Below are 15,562 nucleotides of genomic sequence, written 5' to 3'. Positions count from 1 at the left end.
ATCCGCAGCGTAGCCATGCACATGCCATGCATAAAGGGCTGCGCCGGAGGGGTTCGGCCGGGGGGAGCGGCATCGGGGGGACAAGCCGCTCCCCCCGATGAGAACCGTCCCTGCAAGTCCTGCGCCGCAGTCAGGGGGAAGCTCGCGGCGCGGGACCCCGCAGTGAGGGCCGGTTCCTCAGCCCCGCGGATTCCTGCCAGATCCGCCGGGCTCGACATCCATCCTGCGCCTCCGCCACCCTTCCGGGGGTCGGCGAAAGACCCCGATCCACGGGCCCTTGGTCCATAAAGGCCGTGCAAACAACGGCTCGGCTAGACTCGGCGACCGCTCAGGGGCGGCTCTAGGGGAGGGCAGACGGATGGCGCAGGCGAAGAAGATCGCGCTCTATGCGGTCGTGGTCTTTGTGCTGTACACGATCATCACGTCCCCGGCCCGGGCGGCGGACCTCGTCCAGGTAGGGTTCGAGGGAATATCGAGCGCCGCTCAAGGAGTGGGTCAGTTCATGACCGAGCTCGTGAATTAGGAGACGACAGTGATCCGCCATCTGGTCCTCTTCAAGCTCAACGACGGCGTGCAGCGCGACGAGCCGCGCGTCGTCGCCGGCGTCGAGGCCTTCCGCGCCCTCGGTACGCAGATTCCGGAGCTGAAGTTCTGGGAGTGCGACTGGAACATCACCGACCGGCCGATCGCGTACGACTTCGCCATCAATTCCGCCGTCGCCGACCGCGACGCCCTGCAGCGCTACCTGGACCACCCCGCGCACCAGGCGGGCGTGGGCATGTGGCGCGAGTTCTCCACGTGGGTCATCGCCGACTACGAGATCGAGGGCTGACCTCCTCGCCAACGCTTCGCCCCCCATTCGGGCCCCTCGCCGACACCGGCGGGGGGCCCGAATGCTTACCCCGCACGCCCACCCCCAACACGTCGCTATGCGGTGCTTGCACACAGTGGACATGTCTTGTGATGCTATGACCGCTTTTGACGGATGAGTCGACCGAAGTTGACGTGAAGGGGTGGCGTGAACGTGCCGGCCAGTGCAGCGCCTCAAGTCCCGCCCCAGCCCCAGAACGAGGCCGGGCCCGCGGAGACGGCTCCCCACCCCCCGGAACCCCCGCGCCCCCGCCCCCAGAGCACCCGCGGCGCCGACACCCGCGCCCTCACCCAGGTGCTCTTCGGCGAGCTCAAGAAGCTGGAGCCGGGCACCGCCGAGCACCACCGCGTCCGCGGGGCCCTGATCGAGGCCAACCTCCCCCTCGTCCGCTACGCCGCCGCCCGCTTCCGCAGCCGCAACGAGCCGATGGAGGACGTGGTCCAGGTCGGCACCATCGGCCTGATCAACGCGATCGACCGCTTCGACCCGGACCGCGGCGTCCAGTTCCCGACCTTCGCGATGCCGACCGTCGTCGGCGAGATCAAGCGCTACTTCCGGGACAACGTCCGCACCGTCCATGTCCCGCGCCGGCTCCACGAGTTGTGGGTCCAGGTCAACGGCGCCACCGAGGACCTGACCACGGCCCACGGCCGGTCCCCCACCACCGCCGAGATCGCCGAACGCCTCAAGATCGGCGAGGACGAGGTGCTCGCCTGCATCGAGGCCGGCCGCTCCTACCACGCCACCTCCCTGGAGGCGGCCCAGGAGGGCGACGGGCTGCCCGGCCTGCTCGACCGCCTCGGGTACGAGGACCCCGCGCTCGCCGGCGTCGAACACCGCGATCTCGTACGGCATCTGCTCGTCCAGCTCCCCGAGCGCGAGCAGCGGATCCTGATGCTGCGCTACTACAGCAACCTGACCCAGTCTCAGATCAGCCAGGAGCTCGGTGTCTCGCAGATGCACGTGTCAAGGCTCCTCGCCCGCAGCTTCGCCCGATTGAGATCCGCAAATCGGATCGAGGCGTAACCAGAACGGGTAGACCGTTTCCGGGCGGTTTTGCACCATCCCAAATGCCGCACACCCCTTGTTTCCTGCGGATATTCACCGGCGTCATGTCGACAAGTCACTACAGCGCGTTGCCGACATGTGACATTCTGCTGGAACCGCGTTTGGCGCAGCCCCGCCTCCGGTATTCAGGTGGAGGCTGCGTTCCTCAGATGGTCGTGGCCACCACGACCGTCCGCGACCTCAAAGGGGGTGGCATGTCCGCAGAACAGGGCAGCTCGAAGGTGCTCACGCTCACGCCCACGCTCACGCCCATGCCCACGCAGACGACGGCGCCGACCGCCGCCGACCGCTCGACGGCGGAGGGCGTAACGACGGCCGAGGCCACGCCGGACCTGGCGGGCACGACGGAGGTGGCCAGGACGGACGCGACCACGGACGCGACCACGACGGACGTGGCCGCCGACCCGGCCACGGGCTCAACTCCCGTCGCGGAGAACGCCGTCACACAGCCCGCCGTCGCGCCGGAGGCCCTCGACACCCGCACCCTCTCCCGCTCCCTCTTCCTGCGGCTGCGCGCCCTGGACGACGAGGGCGCCGCCGCGGACAGCCCCGAGCGGACCTACGTCCGCGACACCCTCATCGAGCTCAACCTCCCCCTCGTGCGCTACGCGGCGGCCCGCTTCCGCTCCCGCAACGAGCCGATGGAGGACATCGTCCAGGTCGGCACCATCGGCCTGATCAAGGCGATCGACCGCTTCGACTGCGAACGCGGCGTGGAATTCCCGACGTTCGCCATGCCGACCGTCGTCGGCGAGATCAAGCGCTTCTTCCGCGACACCTCGTGGTCGGTGCGCGTGCCGCGCCGGCTCCAGGAGCTGCGGCTCGCCCTCACCAAGGCCAGCGACGAGCTCTCGCAGAAGCTCGACCGCTCCCCGACGGTGCCCGAACTCGCCGCGGTGCTCGGGGTGTCGGAGGAGGACGTGGTCGACGGCCTCGCCGTCGGCAACGCGTACACCGCCTCCTCCCTCGACTCCCCGTCCCCCGAGGACGACGGCGGCGAGGGCTCCCTCGCCGACCGCCTCGGCTACGAGGACACGGCCCTGGAGGGCGTCGAGTACCGCGAGTCGCTGAAGCCGCTGCTCGCCAAACTCCCGCCCCGGGAGCGGCAGATCATCATGCTGCGCTTCTTCGCCAACATGACCCAGTCGCAGATCGGCGAGGAGGTCGGCATCTCGCAGATGCACGTGTCCCGGCTGCTTACGCGGACGCTGGCGCAGCTGCGCGAGGGCCTGATCGCGGACTGAAGTTCCGCGTTTCCCTTCCTCGCTGACACAGGGTCAGACACACTGACGCCATGTGGCGACGGAAGCGACAGCCGGGACTTGTGGTGGTCGCGCTCTGCCTCGGCGGGGCGCTGACCGCGTGCGGCGGCAGCGACGACGGCGAGGGTTACGCGGCGGTCGGCGCCGGCCAGTCCGGCCCCAAGGGCGCGGTGCCGCCCTCCGGCACGGTCACCCTCGTCCCCCTGGACCCGAAGGCCACCGGCCCGGACCTCACCTCCAGCACCTCCCGCCCGTCGCCACGACCGTCGGGCGGCACAGGAAGTCGTACGGGTACGGTGCCGGGCGGTACGGCCACGGCGCCGCCCCCGGTCAGCGGCGCGCCGGCCCCGCCCCGTACCCCGGGAAACCCGGCGACCACGCCCGCGACGCCCGCGAAGCCGCCGACGACGTCAGCGCCGGCCCCCGCGCCGACGACCACGGCGCCGCCGCCCACCAAACCCCCGGCGCCGGCTCCCGAGCCCGCCCTGCTCACGCTCTCCGCGCCCGTACTCACCGACACCGACAAGCGCTGGTGCGAGAACGTCACCCTCACCTTCCGCAACACCGGTGGCACGGCGGCCCGTTCGGGCACGGTCACCTTCGCCACACACGTCATCGGCGCGCTCGGCATCGACTGGGCAACCCTCACGTCGAGCCAGTCACTCCCCGCCCCGATCCAGGCCGGGGCCACCCGCACCCAGACGTACACCGTCTGTGTGGACTCGTGGCGGGTGCCGCTCGGCATGCACGTGGACACGCAGAAGGTCACGGCCGCATGGCAGTGAGCAGCAGCTCCGCGAACTCCTCCGGGTGCTCGACGCAGCCGACGTGCCCGCCAGGGAACTCGATGATCTCCGCCCCGGTCAGCTCCGCGATCCGCCGGGACGGACCGACCAGGGCCTCCTGACCCGCCGACTCCCGCCCGACGCCCAGGATCAACTTCCCGGCGGCGGCGCGCAGCCCGTCGAGGTCGGGTGCGGAGGAGGAGAAGGGGCAGAGCACGTGCTCCAGGAAGACGGGCATGTTGGCCCCCATGCGGGCGGCCATCGGCCGGATGGAGGGCGGCAGTTCGGCCGACTCGTGCTCCCTCTCGGGCTTCCGTCCGTCCGGCGTCTCCGCGAACCGGGCCATGGCCGTCGCGAGCCCCTTCGTACGGTGCAGCTCGCGCACCTCGGCGAAGTGGTCGCGGTACGGGGCGGGGTCGGCGAGCAGCTCCACGAGCGGCGGCTCGTGGGCGACGAGCCGGCGCACCCGGTCGGGCCGGGCGGCGAGCAGCGCGAGGCCGACGATGGCGCCGGAGCTGCTGCCGAAGACGTACGCGGGCTGGTCGGGTGTGACGGCGTCCACGACCGCGAGCGCGTCCGCACCCCACTCCTCGACCCGCTGGTCGGCGAGCGGCCCGTCCAGCGGGCTGCGCGAGAGCCCGCGCTGGTCGTACGAGACCACGGTGTGCCCGGCGTCCGCGAGCTGGTCGGCCATCCCCTCGAACAGCCCGGCGTCGCCCGCGCCGCCGGGGATGAGGAGGAGGACGGGCCCGCTGCCGCGGGATTCGTAGCGGAGGGTGGCGCCGGGCACCTTCACATGGCCGATGTCGTTCATTTCTGGCTCCCCCAGTTCTCGAGTGTGGTGTGCAGGGCGTCGAGCGAGCGCGCCCAGGAGGCGGCGACGGGCCGGGTGTGCTGGAAGCCGCCGCTCAGCTCGATGTGGATGAACCCGTGGAAGGTGGCACGGAGAAGGCGTCCCGCGTCGGTGAGGTCGGGCTCGCCGAGGCCGTAGCCGCGCAACATCCCGTACGTCAGCTCGACCGCCCGCTGGAAGACGGCGGTGTCCTGGACCTCGTCGAGCTCGATCCGCTGCTGGGTGGCCGCGTACCGGCCGGGGTGGGCGAGGGCGTAGTCCCGGTAGGCGTCGGCGAAGCCGACCAGCGCGTCCCGCCCGGAGCGGCCGGCCACGGCGGCGCCGATGGCCTCGTTCATCTCGTGCGAGGCGAGGAGGGCGAGCCGGACGCGCAGATCGCGGAGGTTCTTGATGTGCGAGTACAGGCTCGCGTCCTTGACTCCGAAGCGGCGCGCGAGCGCCGAGACGGTGACCTTCTCGATCCCCCCGGCCTCGTCGGCCAGTTCGGCGGCAGCGCGGACGAGGAGGTCGGGGGTGATTCCGGCTCGGACCATGGCTCGCGGGGGCTCCTTCCTAGGATTCCTAGGAAGAAAGCTAACACCCCTAGGTAAGCGGGGGCACGGGATTTTCCCGGAGTGGATGAAGGTCGGCCTGGTGACGGCGGAGGAGGACGTTCGCGTCGGTCTCCGCGCTCCAGTCGAACCGCTCCCGGGCGGCGGCCCGGGAGACCGCGAGCTCGTCGCACTCGGCGCAGCTCGGAACGGGCGCGGGCGGGCGCATCAGCTCGTACGCCGCGCTCGCCCGCTCGTTCACGGCCCGCACCCCGGCGGTGATCCGCTCGTCCCGCGTGGCCGGCCGCACCTTCTCCGGATCCGCCTGCCACTCCCGCCCGCCTCCGATCGGCCGCAACATCGCGTACGGCCCGGCCGACCCCCGGTACTCCCCCACCTTCCGCGCCACCACGTCATACAGAAAGTCCCCCCGCTCCGGCCCCTCGTACGCGCTGCCGCCGCCGCCCGTGCACCCTGCCATGTCGCCGTTCCTCCCATGACCCACTCGATCACCCGATCGGGCGATTACTCTGTGTGCTCCCAGCGTTGCTCAATGGAGAGGGCGGCCACAACGCTGATCGCGTGGCAAGGGCTGCTGTCACGAGGGGGAGTTCGGATGATCGAGCGGGGCGGGAAGGCGGGCGTGGAGCCCGCGACGACGGCGGAGATGTTCGGCGAACTGCTCAGGCACTACAGGGAGTCAGCGGGCCTGACGCAGGAGGCGTTGGCGCGGCAGGTGCCGTGCGACCGGTCGCAGGTGGCGAAGGTGGAAGCGGCGAAACGGGTGCCGACGGACACGTTCGCGAAGGCGTGCGACAGGGTGCTGGGGACGGGGCAGAAGTTATTCCACCTGTGGGAGCGGATCGACTGGTACCCGGAGGTGCAGCATCCGGACTGGTTCGAGCGGCGGGCGGAGATGGACGCGAAGGCGGTGGCCCTGCACGAGTACCAGGTTGGGGTCATGCCTGGCCTGCTCCAGGCACCGGAGTACGCACATGCCCTGTTCGCTCGCGCCATCAGCGGCGAGGAGTTGGACGAACGCGTACGTGCCAGGTTGAGCCGCCAGCAACGCTTCCTTTCGGAGGACGGCCCGCTGTACACCGTCGTACTGGACGAGAGCTGTCTGCAGACCGTGATCGGTGGGGCCGATGTCATGCGCACCCAGTGCGCCCACCTGCTGCACGTCGGCAGACTCCCCAACGTCTTCGTCCAGGTGGCACCGTTCCAGGACGCGGAACTGCACCGTCCCAACACGTCGATGTCACTGATCAGCCTGTCTGACGGGCACGAATGGATCTACTCGGAATCGCTCGACAGCGGCCACTTCAGCGATGATCCAGCCGCCTTGGCGCGGCACGCCCGGACCTATCATGGGCTGAGGGCTGACGCTCTGTCTGCCCGCGAATCCGCCACGCTGATCAGCGACTTGATGGAAGGGTACGGGCATCATGGAACGGCACGATCTGAGCGCGGCGATCTGGATCAAGAGCAGCTACAGCGGGGACAACGGCGGAAACTGCATCGAAGTCGCCCCCGGATTCCCCGACCTCGTCCCCGTACGTGACAGCAAGGCCCCGGAGGGCCCTGCTGTCGTCTTCGACCGCGCCGCATGGGCGACGTTCGTCCACAGCCTGTGAATCGTCACGCCGCCAGCGCCAGGACGGCGACCGCCGGGGCCATGTAGATCAGCGGGAACGGAACGTGTCCGTACGCGCGGGCGCGGAGGACCGTGATGACCGCGCCCGCGAAGTACAGGACGAGTCCGATCGCGGCGGCGATACCGATCGCCGGGATCGCGTACCCGACGAGGAGCCCCACCGCGCCGGCCAGCTTGGCGGCGCCGAGCAGGTTCCAGGTGGAGCGCGGGACGCCGTACTCCGCGAGCGGTTCGACGACGAACTTCGCCCGGAAGAAGATCGCCGCGCCGGAGAACCCGGCCATGAAGGCGGCGACGGCGGTCACGACGGTGGCGGTGGTGGACATCTCTGGCTCCTCGCTCGTGCGGCGACGGGCGTTTCCCGCGCTCGCACTGCACTGACACCGCTCGGGCGGTACGTGTGACCGCTGACCGCATGAATAACTCTTTGTAGCCACACTCTGAAGGTGTCGCCACTCTGCGTGGTCGCTCGGCCGGGCCGCCCCGGGTGCAGGCGGGCGGTTCCGGATGTGGACTGGGGGCGACCAGTCAGACGTGCGGACCGAGCAACCGTCCGTGCCGAGCGGAGGAACGTACCCGATGGCGTCGAAGCCCAGCATCGTCTTTGCCCATGGCCTGTGGGCCGACGGCTCCTGCTTCAGCAAGGTGATCCCCACCCTCCAGAGCGAGGGCCACGAGGTGATCTCCGCGCAGAACACCCTCGACTCGCTGGAGGGCGAAGTCGACGCCGTCCACCGCGCCCTGGACCGGGTGAGCGGGCCGGCGATCCTCGTCGGGCACTCCTGGGGCGGGTTCGTCATCAGCGCCGCCGGCAACCACGACAAGGTCGCCGGGCTCGTCTACATCGCGGCGCTCAGCCCGGAGGCCGGCGAGAGCGCCCAGGAACAGATCGGCCAGTTCCCCACGCCCGAACTGTTCTCCAACCTCCAGGAGGAGAACGGGCGGATCTGGATCGCCCGGGACGGCATCTCCTACTTCTGCGGGGACCTGTCCCCGGAGGACCAGCAGCTGGTCTGGGCGACCCAGGGCGCCCCTCGCGGGGAGATCCTCGCCGCCACCACCGACAACCCCGCCTGGAAGTCCCACCCCACCTGGTACCTCCTCACCCTCCAGGACCACGCCGTCCACCCCGACCTGCAGCGCTTCGTCTCCCAGCGCATGGGCGCCACCACCGTCGAGGTGAACAGCAGCCACGTCCCGATGCTCTCCCAGCCCAAGGTCGTCCTCGACCTCATCCGCAAGGCGGCCGACGCCGTCGCCGCAGCAGCCTAGGTCTGCCTGCCCCGAGCCCCGGCCCGGCAACTTGAGGCCCTCCGGCCCGAGCCCCCACCAAGCTTCTGGTGCGGCCGCCCTCTCCCCGAGTGTGGCCCCCTCCACCACCGCCTCAAGGGCGCCTCCGGCGTCGCTCCGCGATGGGCTGCGCCCACCCTTGACCCGGCGCCTCCGGGGGCCTTTTCACACTCGGAGGGCGGCCGGGGGCCCGGCCACGCGAAAAGCCCCGGGTATCGGCCGGCCGCCGTAGGCGGATGGCGGGCCGGTGGGTGGGGGCTCGGTTCGCGGTTGGGGTTGTCGGGGATGGCTCGTGGAGGTCAGCCGCTCTCACTGAGCGAACGAAATGAAGTCGCCCACCACGTTCAAGAGCCACGTACGGATCTCCGTCGGAGAGCTGGAACACGAGCACGAAACCCCGGCCGCCCAGCCTCCGGCCAAGGGCCTGCTACGGCGTGCGCTCGGCGGAAGCTGACACCGTACAGCAGGCCGCGCGTTCGCCCGCCCCAAGGCTCCAGTGCCGCCTACGGCCTCCCGATGATGCAAAGTCCGGAATCCCCGGCCAGGTTGGGGCGAGTGAGGCTCGTGTGACTGGTGAGGCGATCCCAGCGCGTTCCCAACCGACTTTGCACGCCGTTCGACACGGCGGCTTCGGAAGCGGCTGGCCTCTCGGGCAGGATCGGTTCCGGTCGGACTCAGGGGTGGGGTGGGGTGACGTGGGCGACTGGCGGACCGATCCGACGTTCGCGATGTGTCGGGCACTGGTGGACGGGGCGGAGCTGTCCTCGTTCGCGGGCGGGCCGTTCGACGTGCGGGCGGTGGTGGCCGGCATCCGGCCCGAGGCCAAGGACGGGTTCCTGCTCGACGAAGTGCCGTGGGAACACTTCCCGCAGGGCCAGCGCGTGAGGGATGCCGTGCGCCAGCTGCATACCGGCGACTCGCCCGTTGAAGCCGGGGCGGGCGTGGTGGGCGGCATGTGTGCCAACGACATGCGGGCCGCAGCCGCGCTCGGCGTGCCGTTCCTGATCCGGATCGCCGCCGACACCGGCCACCCTCGTCGTGTCGACGCTCTTGGCGAGATCTCCTGCCCGGCCCGCGCCCGCTACTTCGGCATCGCCTCTCGCGACGAACTGCTGCTCCATCGCGGCCTCACCCGGTACGACGACCTTTACGACGGCTACGGCGTCGAGGTGAGCGGCTATCCGGCGGGTTGGTCGGTCGCCGCCGCCCGGGCCGCGATCACCGCCGACGCCGCCCTCCTGCAGCCCCTTCTCGACGACCCCGACCCCGCGATCCGGACCCTCGCCGCCTACACCCTGGCCACCGCTGCCGACAGGACGGTCGATCGCGCCTTCCTCGCCCGGTTCGCCGTCGAGCGGGACCCGATCGTCCGCGCCGCCCTCGTCCTCGCCCTCGCCGAATCCGCCCGCTCGCACCCCCACCCGCCGACCACCGCGTGGATGCGAGAGTTGTGGCGGGAACGGGCACAGGTGTCCGAGGTCCGACTGGCCGCCGCGATCGGCTGGCTCTGCCTCACCGATGACCCCGCCCCCGACCACCTGCGCGTGGCGGTCGACGACCTCGCCACCGAGGAGTTGGCCGACGCCATGGAGGTCCTGCCCTGGATGGCCGCAGCCGGCGGGTCCGGGGAGACGGGACTGCGGCGCTGTGTGCGGAAGATGCTTCATCCCGAACAGCCCCATCCCGCGCGGTCCGACGACCCTTGGGCTCCTCGCCCATGAGGAGCGGCTACGGGAAATGCGAAAGGCGAGGAGTCCGCTCCTCGCCATGGTCAACGTATAGCGCACGGGGGGTCTTGCGGCAAGGCCCCCTCGGTGGCGCAGAATCGGCGACCGTTGCTGGTCGGACTGAGGGGGAAGCGGCATGCGAGTGGTGCTGTCGTCGTACGGGTCGCGGGGGGACGTCGAGCCGATGGTGGCGCTGGCGGGGGCGCTGCGGGGGCTGGGGGCCGAGGTGCGGGTGTGTGCGCCGGAGGACGAGGAGTTCGCCGGGCGGCTGGCCGGGGTCGGGGTGGAGTTCGTGCCGGTGCGGTTGTCGATCCGGGCGTTGGTGGCCGGGGCGAACGGCGGGGCGGCGCCGTCGATGACCGAGCGGGTGACGATGGTGGCGGCGGCGCAGTACGAGGCGGTGGCCTTGGCCGGTGAGGGGGCGGACGTGGTGGTCGCGACCGGGCTGTTCCCGGCCGTGGCCGGGGCACGGTCGGCGGCGGGGAAGCTGGGGTTGCGGTACGCATACGTGTCGTACTTCCCCGGCATGCTGCCGTCGCCGCACCACCCGCCGTATCCGCTGCCGGGCCGTCCGCTGCCGGAGGGCGTGACCGACAACCGGACGCTGTGGGAGCTGGACGTCGAGGGGCAGAACGCGGTCTACGGTCCGGGGCTCACCGCCTTCCGCGCGTCGGTCGGGCTGGCTCCGACGGCGAGCGTCCGCGACTACGCGATCGGTGGGCGGCCGCTGCTCGCGGCGGATCCGGTGCTGGGGCCGTGGGAGGTGCCGGCCGAGCTCGATGTCGTACAGACGGGTGCGTGGATCCAGCCGGACGAGCGCCCGCTCCCGGATGATCTGGAGGCGTTCCTGCGGGCCGGGGAGGCGCCGGTGTACGTGGGGTTCGGCAGCATGTCGATGCAGGGGTCGGCCGACGCGGCGCGGGTGTCGATCGAGGCGGTACGGGGACAGGGGCGTCGGGTGCTCGTGTCGCGGGGGTGGGCCGAGCTCGGGCTGATCGACGACGCCGACGACTGCCTCGCGGTGGGCGAGGCCAACCACCAGGCGCTGTTCCCCCGGGTCGCGGCGGTGGTCCACCACGGCGGCGCGGGCACGACCACGACGGCCGCCCGGGCCGGTGTGCCCCAGGTGGTGGTTCCGCAGCTGGTGGACCAGCCGTACTGGGCGAGCCGGGTGGCCGCTCTGGGCGTCGGCGCCGCCCACGACGGCCCGGTGCCGAGCGTCGCCTCCCTGTCGGCCGCCCTGGCCGCCGCCCTCGCGCCGGAGACCGGCGCCGCGGCGCGGAAGCTCGCGGGGCGGATCCGTACCGACGGGGCCGAGCTGACCGCGAAACTGCTCCTCGACGGCTTCGGCGAACCGGCGTGATGACGGCATCCCCACCACAGCTGTAGCAGATGTACATCTGCTACAGCTGCTACATTGACTGCATGACTGAGCCTGTGATCGCCTCCATGGCCGAGGTCCGCAGCCAGCTGGCGGACGTACTCGACCGCGCCCATCGAGAAGAGACCCCCACGATCATCACGCGCCGCGGAAAGCAGGAAGCGGTCGTGATCGACATCGAGGAGTATCGGCGCCTGACGCGGCTGGCCGAGGCGACCGAGGACGCCTGGCTGAACAGGCTGGCGGACGAGGCCGAGGCCGAGGGACAAGAGGGCTCCCTGTCCCTCGAAGAGATGGCCGCGCTCCTTCGCACCCATCACGCCTGACCGGCATGGGGTACGTCACTCGGTTCACGCCTCACGCTCAGCGGGATCTGTTGAAGACCCCGCGCGCCGAGGCCCTGCGCATTCTCTACCGCCTCACCGAGCTCCAGAAGGCGCTCACGGAGGCTGACACCTCGGGCTTCGACATCAAGCCCCTCCAGGGACACGACTCCCGCTGGCGCCTCCGCGTCGGCGACTACCGCGTCGTCTACACGCTGGAGAACGGCGTCCTCGTCGTCTGGGTCCTGACCGTCGGGCACCGGCGGGACGTCTACCGCGACATGTGACGGTCCCCGCGCACAGGGACCGTCGGCTTCACCCGCCGGCCGACATGCGCGGCTGTCAGCCCAGCGCCAGCCAGGCCACGCCCGCCAGGACGGCGATCGCGACGATCACGCCGACGATCACGCCGACGCGGGGGCCGGAGGACGGCGCGGCGGTCTGGTGCTGCTGCTGGCGCTGCGGGGTGCCCTCGTCGACGAAGGCGCGGAACATCTGCGTGCTGCCGGCGGGGTCGTAGCCGCCGTCGTTCGCCGGGCCCTGGCCGTACGGTGCTTGGGGGTTGTGTGCCATGGCTCCAGACCCTAGCGAACCCGGCCCCCTCCGGGTCCAGTGGGGCGCAGGGGGTTTCACAGGGCACTCACCCGACCGCCGGTTCTGTGCCCGTACCCGCGTCCGGCTTCCGCTTTGCCGATTCTTTAGGCTGCTTTGACCGAATTAGTTTGCCTGAAGCAACCATCCATCTCTATGGTTGCTCTAAGCAACAAGATCGATGGAGACGCCTCGATGCAGACGCTGAACCGGTACGAGGAACTCGCCCGCGCGGTGAGCGCCATCGGCGCCGTCAAGCGCGGCCTCGCCCGCGCGCTGCCCGTCCAGTGCCAGGGCGGAGCGGCGGCGGTGCTCGCCCTCATCAAGCACCACGGCGACATGCGGATGAGCCGGCTGGCCGAACTGATGGCCGTCGACATGTCCGTGTGCAGCCGTCACGTGGCGCACACCGTGGACCACGGCTGGGTCGAGCGACTGCCCGACCCCGACGACAAGCGCTCCCGGATCCTGCGGCTGACCGACCAGGGCGAGGCGATGCTCGGCGAGCTCGACCAGCGGGTCACCGATGCCTTCGCCCGCCACCTGGCGGACTGGTCCGACGACGACGTCGCCCGGCTGACCACTCTCCTCGCCCGCCTCCGCGACTCCTTCGGGGACTGCCGGGCCCACCACGCCCGCGACTGACGCCGGCCGCGACCGACGCCCGACCGCGACGACCGACGACGACCGACGACCGACGACCGCGACGACTTCACGCAAAGGAAATTCATGGCTACCACCGCACCTGCCACGGGTGCACGGGAGGCCCGGGCCGACAGCTCCGGCGCCCCGATGACGCACCGGCAGATCATGGAGGCGCTGTCCGGGCTCCTGCTCGGCATGTTCGTCGCCATCCTGTCCTCGACGATCGTCTCCAACGCCCTCCCGCAGATCATCACCGACCTCGGCGGCGGCCAGTCCGCCTACACCTGGGTCGTCACCGCCGCCCTCCTCTCGATGACGGCGACCACCCCGCTCTGGGGCAAGCTCGCGGACCTCTTCTCCAAGAAGCTCCTGGTCCAGATAGCCCTGATCATCTACGTCGCCGGCTCGGTCGTCGCCGGTCTCTCCCAGAACACCGGCATGCTCATCGCCTGCCGCGTCGTCCAGGGCATCGGCGTCGGCGGTCTGACCGCCCTCTCCCAGATCATCCTGGCCGCCATGATCGCCCCGCGTGAGCGCGGCCGGTACAGCGGCTACCTCGGCGCCGTCTTCGCCGTCGCCACCGTCGGCGGCCCGCTGCTCGGCGGCGTCATCACCGACACCGAGTGGCTCGGCTGGCGCTGGTGCTTCTACGTCGGCGTGCCCTTCGCGCTCATCGCGCTGTTCGTCCTGCAGAAGACCCTCAAGCTCCCCGTCGTGAAGCGCCAGGTCAAGGTCGACTGGGCCGGCGCCTTCTTCATCAGCGCCGCCGTCTCCCTGCTCCTCATCTGGGTCACCTTCGCCGGCGACAAGTACGACTGGATGTCCTGGCAGACCGTCGCCATGGTCGGCGGCTCCGTCCTCCTCGGCGCCCTGTTCCTCCTCATCGAGTCCCGCGCCGCCGAGCCGATCATCCCGCTGCGCCTGTTCCGCAACCGCACGATCACGCTCGCCTCCACGGCCTCCCTCTTCGTCGGCGTCGCGATGTTCGCCGGCACGGTCTTCTTCAGCCAGTACTTCCAGCTGGCCCGCAACGAGTCGCCGACCATGTCCGGCGTCCTCACCATCCCGATGATCGGCGGCCTGTTCGTCTCCTCGACGGTCTCCGGCATGATCATCACCAAGACCGGCCGCTGGAAGGCCTGGCTGGTCAGCGGCGGCGCCCTTGCCGCCGGCGGCCTCGGCCTGCTCGGCACGATCCGTTACGACACCGAGTACTGGCACATCGCGATCTTCATGGCGGTCCTCGGCCTCGGCCTCGGCATGATGATGCAGAACCTGGTCCTCTGCACCCAGAACCAGGTCGCCCCCTCCGACCTCGGCGCCGCCTCCTCCACGGTCACCTTCTTCCGCTCCCTCGGCGGTGCGATCGGTGTCTCGGCGCTCGGCGCGATCATGGCCCACCGGGTCACCGACTACGTCAAGGACGGCCTGACCGAGCTCGGCCCCAAGGCCGCGGCGGCCATGGGCCAGGGCGGCGGCATCCCCGACATGGACAAGCTGCCGGCCCCGATCCGTACGGTCATGGAGAGCGCGTACGGCCACGGCGTGGGCGACGTGTTCCTCTACTCGGCGCCCTTCGCGCTGCTCGCCTTCCTCGTGACCCTGTTCATCAAGGAGGTCGCGCTGAAGAGCAACACCACGGTGAAGGCCGACGAGGTGACCGACAAGGTCGCCAAGTAACGGCCACAGGACTCCCGGGCGCGCTTCGAGCGGAGGCGCGGCCGGGTACGGAACGGAGCGGCGGGCAGGGGACGGCCCGCCGCTCCGTCATGCGTCCGAGGCCTGTTCCGTACGGCTGCGCTCGACCATGACCTCGATGCCCGCGATCAGCACGTCGAGCGCGTAGTCGAAGTCGCGGTCCCAGATCTCGTCGACGCTGCCGTGCGAGGCCCGCTCGTCGAGGATCTCGGTCATCCCGTCCAGGGCGCCCATGAACTGCTCGTCCTCGCGGAAGGCCTTGATCGAGTCGTTGTAGAAGGCGTCCTGCGACATCCCGGCCTGCTGCGCGACCCGGCCGAACTGGCCCTCTATCGTGCCGTAGCCGTAGACGAACTGGAAGACCGCCGACATCGCGCTCGGCTGGCGGGAGATCGGCAGTCCGGTGTCCCGGATCGCCTCCTGGATCTTGGTCCCGACGGCGATCGCGTGCGGGCCGATGTTCAGGTACTGACCGGCGCACGGCGACATCCACGGGTGCCGCACCAGCATCTGCCGGTAGTCCTGGGCGAGGACGCGGATCCGCTCCCGCCAGTCGCCGGCGGCGTCGACCGCGCCCAGGTCGACCTCGCCGTAGCAGGTGTCGACGGCGTACTCGATGATGTCGTCCTTGGTGTCCACGTACCAGTACAGGGACATCGCGGTGACGTTCAGCTCGGTCGCCAGCTTGCGCATGGACAGCTTGGCCAGACCCTCGTCGTCGAGCATCTTGATCGAGGTGCCGACGATCCGGGCCCGGTCGAGCCCGGTCGGGCCGCCGCCGCTGCGGGCGGCCCGACTCTCCAGCCAGACGCTGGAACGCGCCGGATTCTTGGCCCTGTCGGCTGCCTTGACCATCGCGCTCCTCCGCCTGTCCGTCGTTC

General features: G+C 70.6%; 20 protein-coding genes. 14 read left to right on the top strand and 6 right to left on the bottom strand.

What is annotated here, in order from left to right:
- Positions 1 to 358 precede the first annotated feature (358 nt).
- The 5 genes from JAO84_RS18770 to JAO84_RS18750 all read left to right on the top strand — a co-directional run bounded on the left by JAO84_RS18770 (position 359) and on the right by JAO84_RS18750 (position 3,986).
- Positions 359 to 523 carry a hypothetical protein gene (locus JAO84_RS18770; protein WP_164986384.1) on the top strand — a complete coding sequence of 55 codons (165 nt, stop codon included), beginning with the start codon at positions 359 to 361 and terminating at the stop codon, positions 521 to 523.
- Positions 524 to 532: 9 nt separating this feature from the next.
- Positions 533 to 832 (top strand): Dabb family protein, encoded by a 300-nt coding sequence (locus JAO84_RS18765; protein WP_265861253.1) that lies wholly within the window; start codon positions 533 to 535, stop codon positions 830 to 832.
- Positions 833 to 1,024: 192 nt separating this feature from the next.
- A complete protein-coding gene (locus tag JAO84_RS18760) occupies positions 1,025 to 1,897 on the top strand; it encodes an RNA polymerase sigma factor SigF (protein ID WP_370413915.1) in 873 nt (290 codons plus the stop codon).
- Between the two features lie 236 nt (positions 1,898 to 2,133).
- Positions 2,134 to 3,183, top strand: a complete 1,050-nt coding sequence (locus tag JAO84_RS18755) for an RNA polymerase sigma factor SigF (protein ID WP_370413914.1) — start codon at positions 2,134 to 2,136, stop codon at positions 3,181 to 3,183.
- A gap of 50 nt (positions 3,184 to 3,233) precedes the next feature.
- On the top strand, positions 3,234 to 3,986 hold the full coding sequence (locus tag JAO84_RS18750) for a hypothetical protein (protein ID WP_370413913.1): 753 nt from the start codon (positions 3,234 to 3,236) through the stop codon (positions 3,984 to 3,986).
- Here JAO84_RS18750 and JAO84_RS18745 read toward each other — a convergent pair.
- From JAO84_RS18745 to JAO84_RS18735, 3 genes are read right to left on the bottom strand one after another with little or no spacing between them, the layout of a single operon-like run.
- A complete protein-coding gene (locus JAO84_RS18745) occupies positions 3,967 to 4,800 on the bottom strand; it encodes an alpha/beta fold hydrolase (RefSeq protein ID WP_370413912.1) in 834 nt (277 codons plus the stop codon). The genes JAO84_RS18750 and JAO84_RS18745 overlap by 20 nt on opposite strands.
- Entirely contained in the window at positions 4,797 to 5,372 is a 576-nt protein-coding gene (locus tag JAO84_RS18740; protein ID WP_370413911.1) for a TetR/AcrR family transcriptional regulator, read from the bottom strand. Before JAO84_RS18740 ends, JAO84_RS18745 begins: the two co-directional genes overlap by 4 nt.
- A 49-nt stretch (positions 5,373 to 5,421) precedes the next feature.
- A complete protein-coding gene (locus JAO84_RS18735) occupies positions 5,422 to 5,850 on the bottom strand; it encodes a hypothetical protein (RefSeq protein WP_370413910.1) in 429 nt (142 codons plus the stop codon).
- 135 nt (positions 5,851 to 5,985) lie between these two features.
- On the opposite strand from JAO84_RS18735, the gene JAO84_RS18730 reads away from it, so the two are divergent.
- A complete protein-coding gene (locus JAO84_RS18730) occupies positions 5,986 to 6,933 on the top strand; it encodes a Scr1 family TA system antitoxin-like transcriptional regulator (protein ID WP_370413909.1) in 948 nt (315 codons plus the stop codon).
- Positions 6,890 to 7,006, top strand: a complete 117-nt coding sequence (locus tag JAO84_RS18725; protein WP_370416804.1) for a DUF397 domain-containing protein — start codon at positions 6,890 to 6,892, stop codon at positions 7,004 to 7,006. Before JAO84_RS18730 ends, JAO84_RS18725 begins: the two co-directional genes overlap by 44 nt.
- Before the next feature lie 4 nt (positions 7,007 to 7,010).
- Here the strand turns inward: JAO84_RS18725 and JAO84_RS18720 are convergent, their stop codons facing one another.
- The gene (locus tag JAO84_RS18720) at positions 7,011 to 7,352 is read right to left on the bottom strand and encodes a DoxX family protein (RefSeq protein WP_370413908.1); all 342 of its coding nucleotides are present in this window, start codon (positions 7,350 to 7,352) and stop codon (positions 7,011 to 7,013) included.
- Between the two features lie 253 nt (positions 7,353 to 7,605).
- On the opposite strand from JAO84_RS18720, the gene JAO84_RS18715 reads away from it, so the two are divergent.
- The 5 genes from JAO84_RS18715 (at position 7,606) to JAO84_RS18695 (ending at position 12,034) form a co-directional block, all read left to right on the top strand.
- The gene (locus JAO84_RS18715) at positions 7,606 to 8,298 is read left to right on the top strand and encodes an alpha/beta fold hydrolase (RefSeq protein ID WP_370413907.1); all 693 of its coding nucleotides are present in this window, start codon (positions 7,606 to 7,608) and stop codon (positions 8,296 to 8,298) included.
- A 713-nt stretch (positions 8,299 to 9,011) separates the two neighbouring features.
- Positions 9,012 to 10,037, top strand: a complete 1,026-nt coding sequence (locus JAO84_RS18710) for a hypothetical protein (RefSeq protein ID WP_370413906.1) — start codon at positions 9,012 to 9,014, stop codon at positions 10,035 to 10,037.
- 142 nt (positions 10,038 to 10,179) lie between these two features.
- Positions 10,180 to 11,406 (top strand): glycosyltransferase, encoded by a 1,227-nt coding sequence (locus JAO84_RS18705; protein ID WP_370413905.1) that lies wholly within the window; start codon positions 10,180 to 10,182, stop codon positions 11,404 to 11,406.
- A gap of 62 nt (positions 11,407 to 11,468) precedes the next feature.
- On the top strand, positions 11,469 to 11,750 hold the full coding sequence (locus JAO84_RS18700; protein ID WP_370413904.1) for a type II toxin-antitoxin system Phd/YefM family antitoxin: 282 nt from the start codon (positions 11,469 to 11,471) through the stop codon (positions 11,748 to 11,750).
- A gap of 5 nt (positions 11,751 to 11,755) precedes the next feature.
- Positions 11,756 to 12,034 carry a type II toxin-antitoxin system RelE/ParE family toxin gene (locus JAO84_RS18695; RefSeq protein WP_370413903.1) on the top strand — a complete coding sequence of 93 codons (279 nt, stop codon included), beginning with the start codon at positions 11,756 to 11,758 and terminating at the stop codon, positions 12,032 to 12,034.
- Between the two features lie 55 nt (positions 12,035 to 12,089).
- Here the strand turns inward: JAO84_RS18695 and JAO84_RS18690 are convergent, their stop codons facing one another.
- Positions 12,090 to 12,320, bottom strand: a complete 231-nt coding sequence (locus tag JAO84_RS18690) for a hypothetical protein (RefSeq protein WP_265861266.1) — start codon at positions 12,318 to 12,320, stop codon at positions 12,090 to 12,092.
- Between the two features lie 213 nt (positions 12,321 to 12,533).
- On the opposite strand from JAO84_RS18690, the gene JAO84_RS18685 reads away from it, so the two are divergent.
- Both JAO84_RS18685 and JAO84_RS18680 read left to right on the top strand, forming a co-directional pair.
- Positions 12,534 to 12,983, top strand: coding sequence for a MarR family winged helix-turn-helix transcriptional regulator (locus JAO84_RS18685; protein ID WP_370413902.1), 450 nt, complete (start codon positions 12,534 to 12,536; stop codon positions 12,981 to 12,983).
- Positions 12,984 to 13,067: 84 nt separating this feature from the next.
- Positions 13,068 to 14,663 carry an MDR family MFS transporter gene (locus tag JAO84_RS18680; protein ID WP_370413901.1) on the top strand — a complete coding sequence of 532 codons (1,596 nt, stop codon included), beginning with the start codon at positions 13,068 to 13,070 and terminating at the stop codon, positions 14,661 to 14,663.
- Between the two features lie 87 nt (positions 14,664 to 14,750).
- Here JAO84_RS18680 and JAO84_RS18675 read toward each other — a convergent pair whose 3' ends face one another.
- Positions 14,751 to 15,536 (bottom strand): TetR/AcrR family transcriptional regulator, encoded by a 786-nt coding sequence (locus JAO84_RS18675; RefSeq protein ID WP_370413900.1) that lies wholly within the window; start codon positions 15,534 to 15,536, stop codon positions 14,751 to 14,753.
- Positions 15,537 to 15,562: the final 26 nt, after the last annotated feature.

This window comes from Streptomyces fradiae (assembly GCF_041270065.1).
Taxonomy (GTDB): domain Bacteria; phylum Actinomycetota; class Actinomycetes; order Streptomycetales; family Streptomycetaceae; genus Streptomyces.
This window is presented reverse-complemented; position numbering and strand designations above follow the sequence as displayed.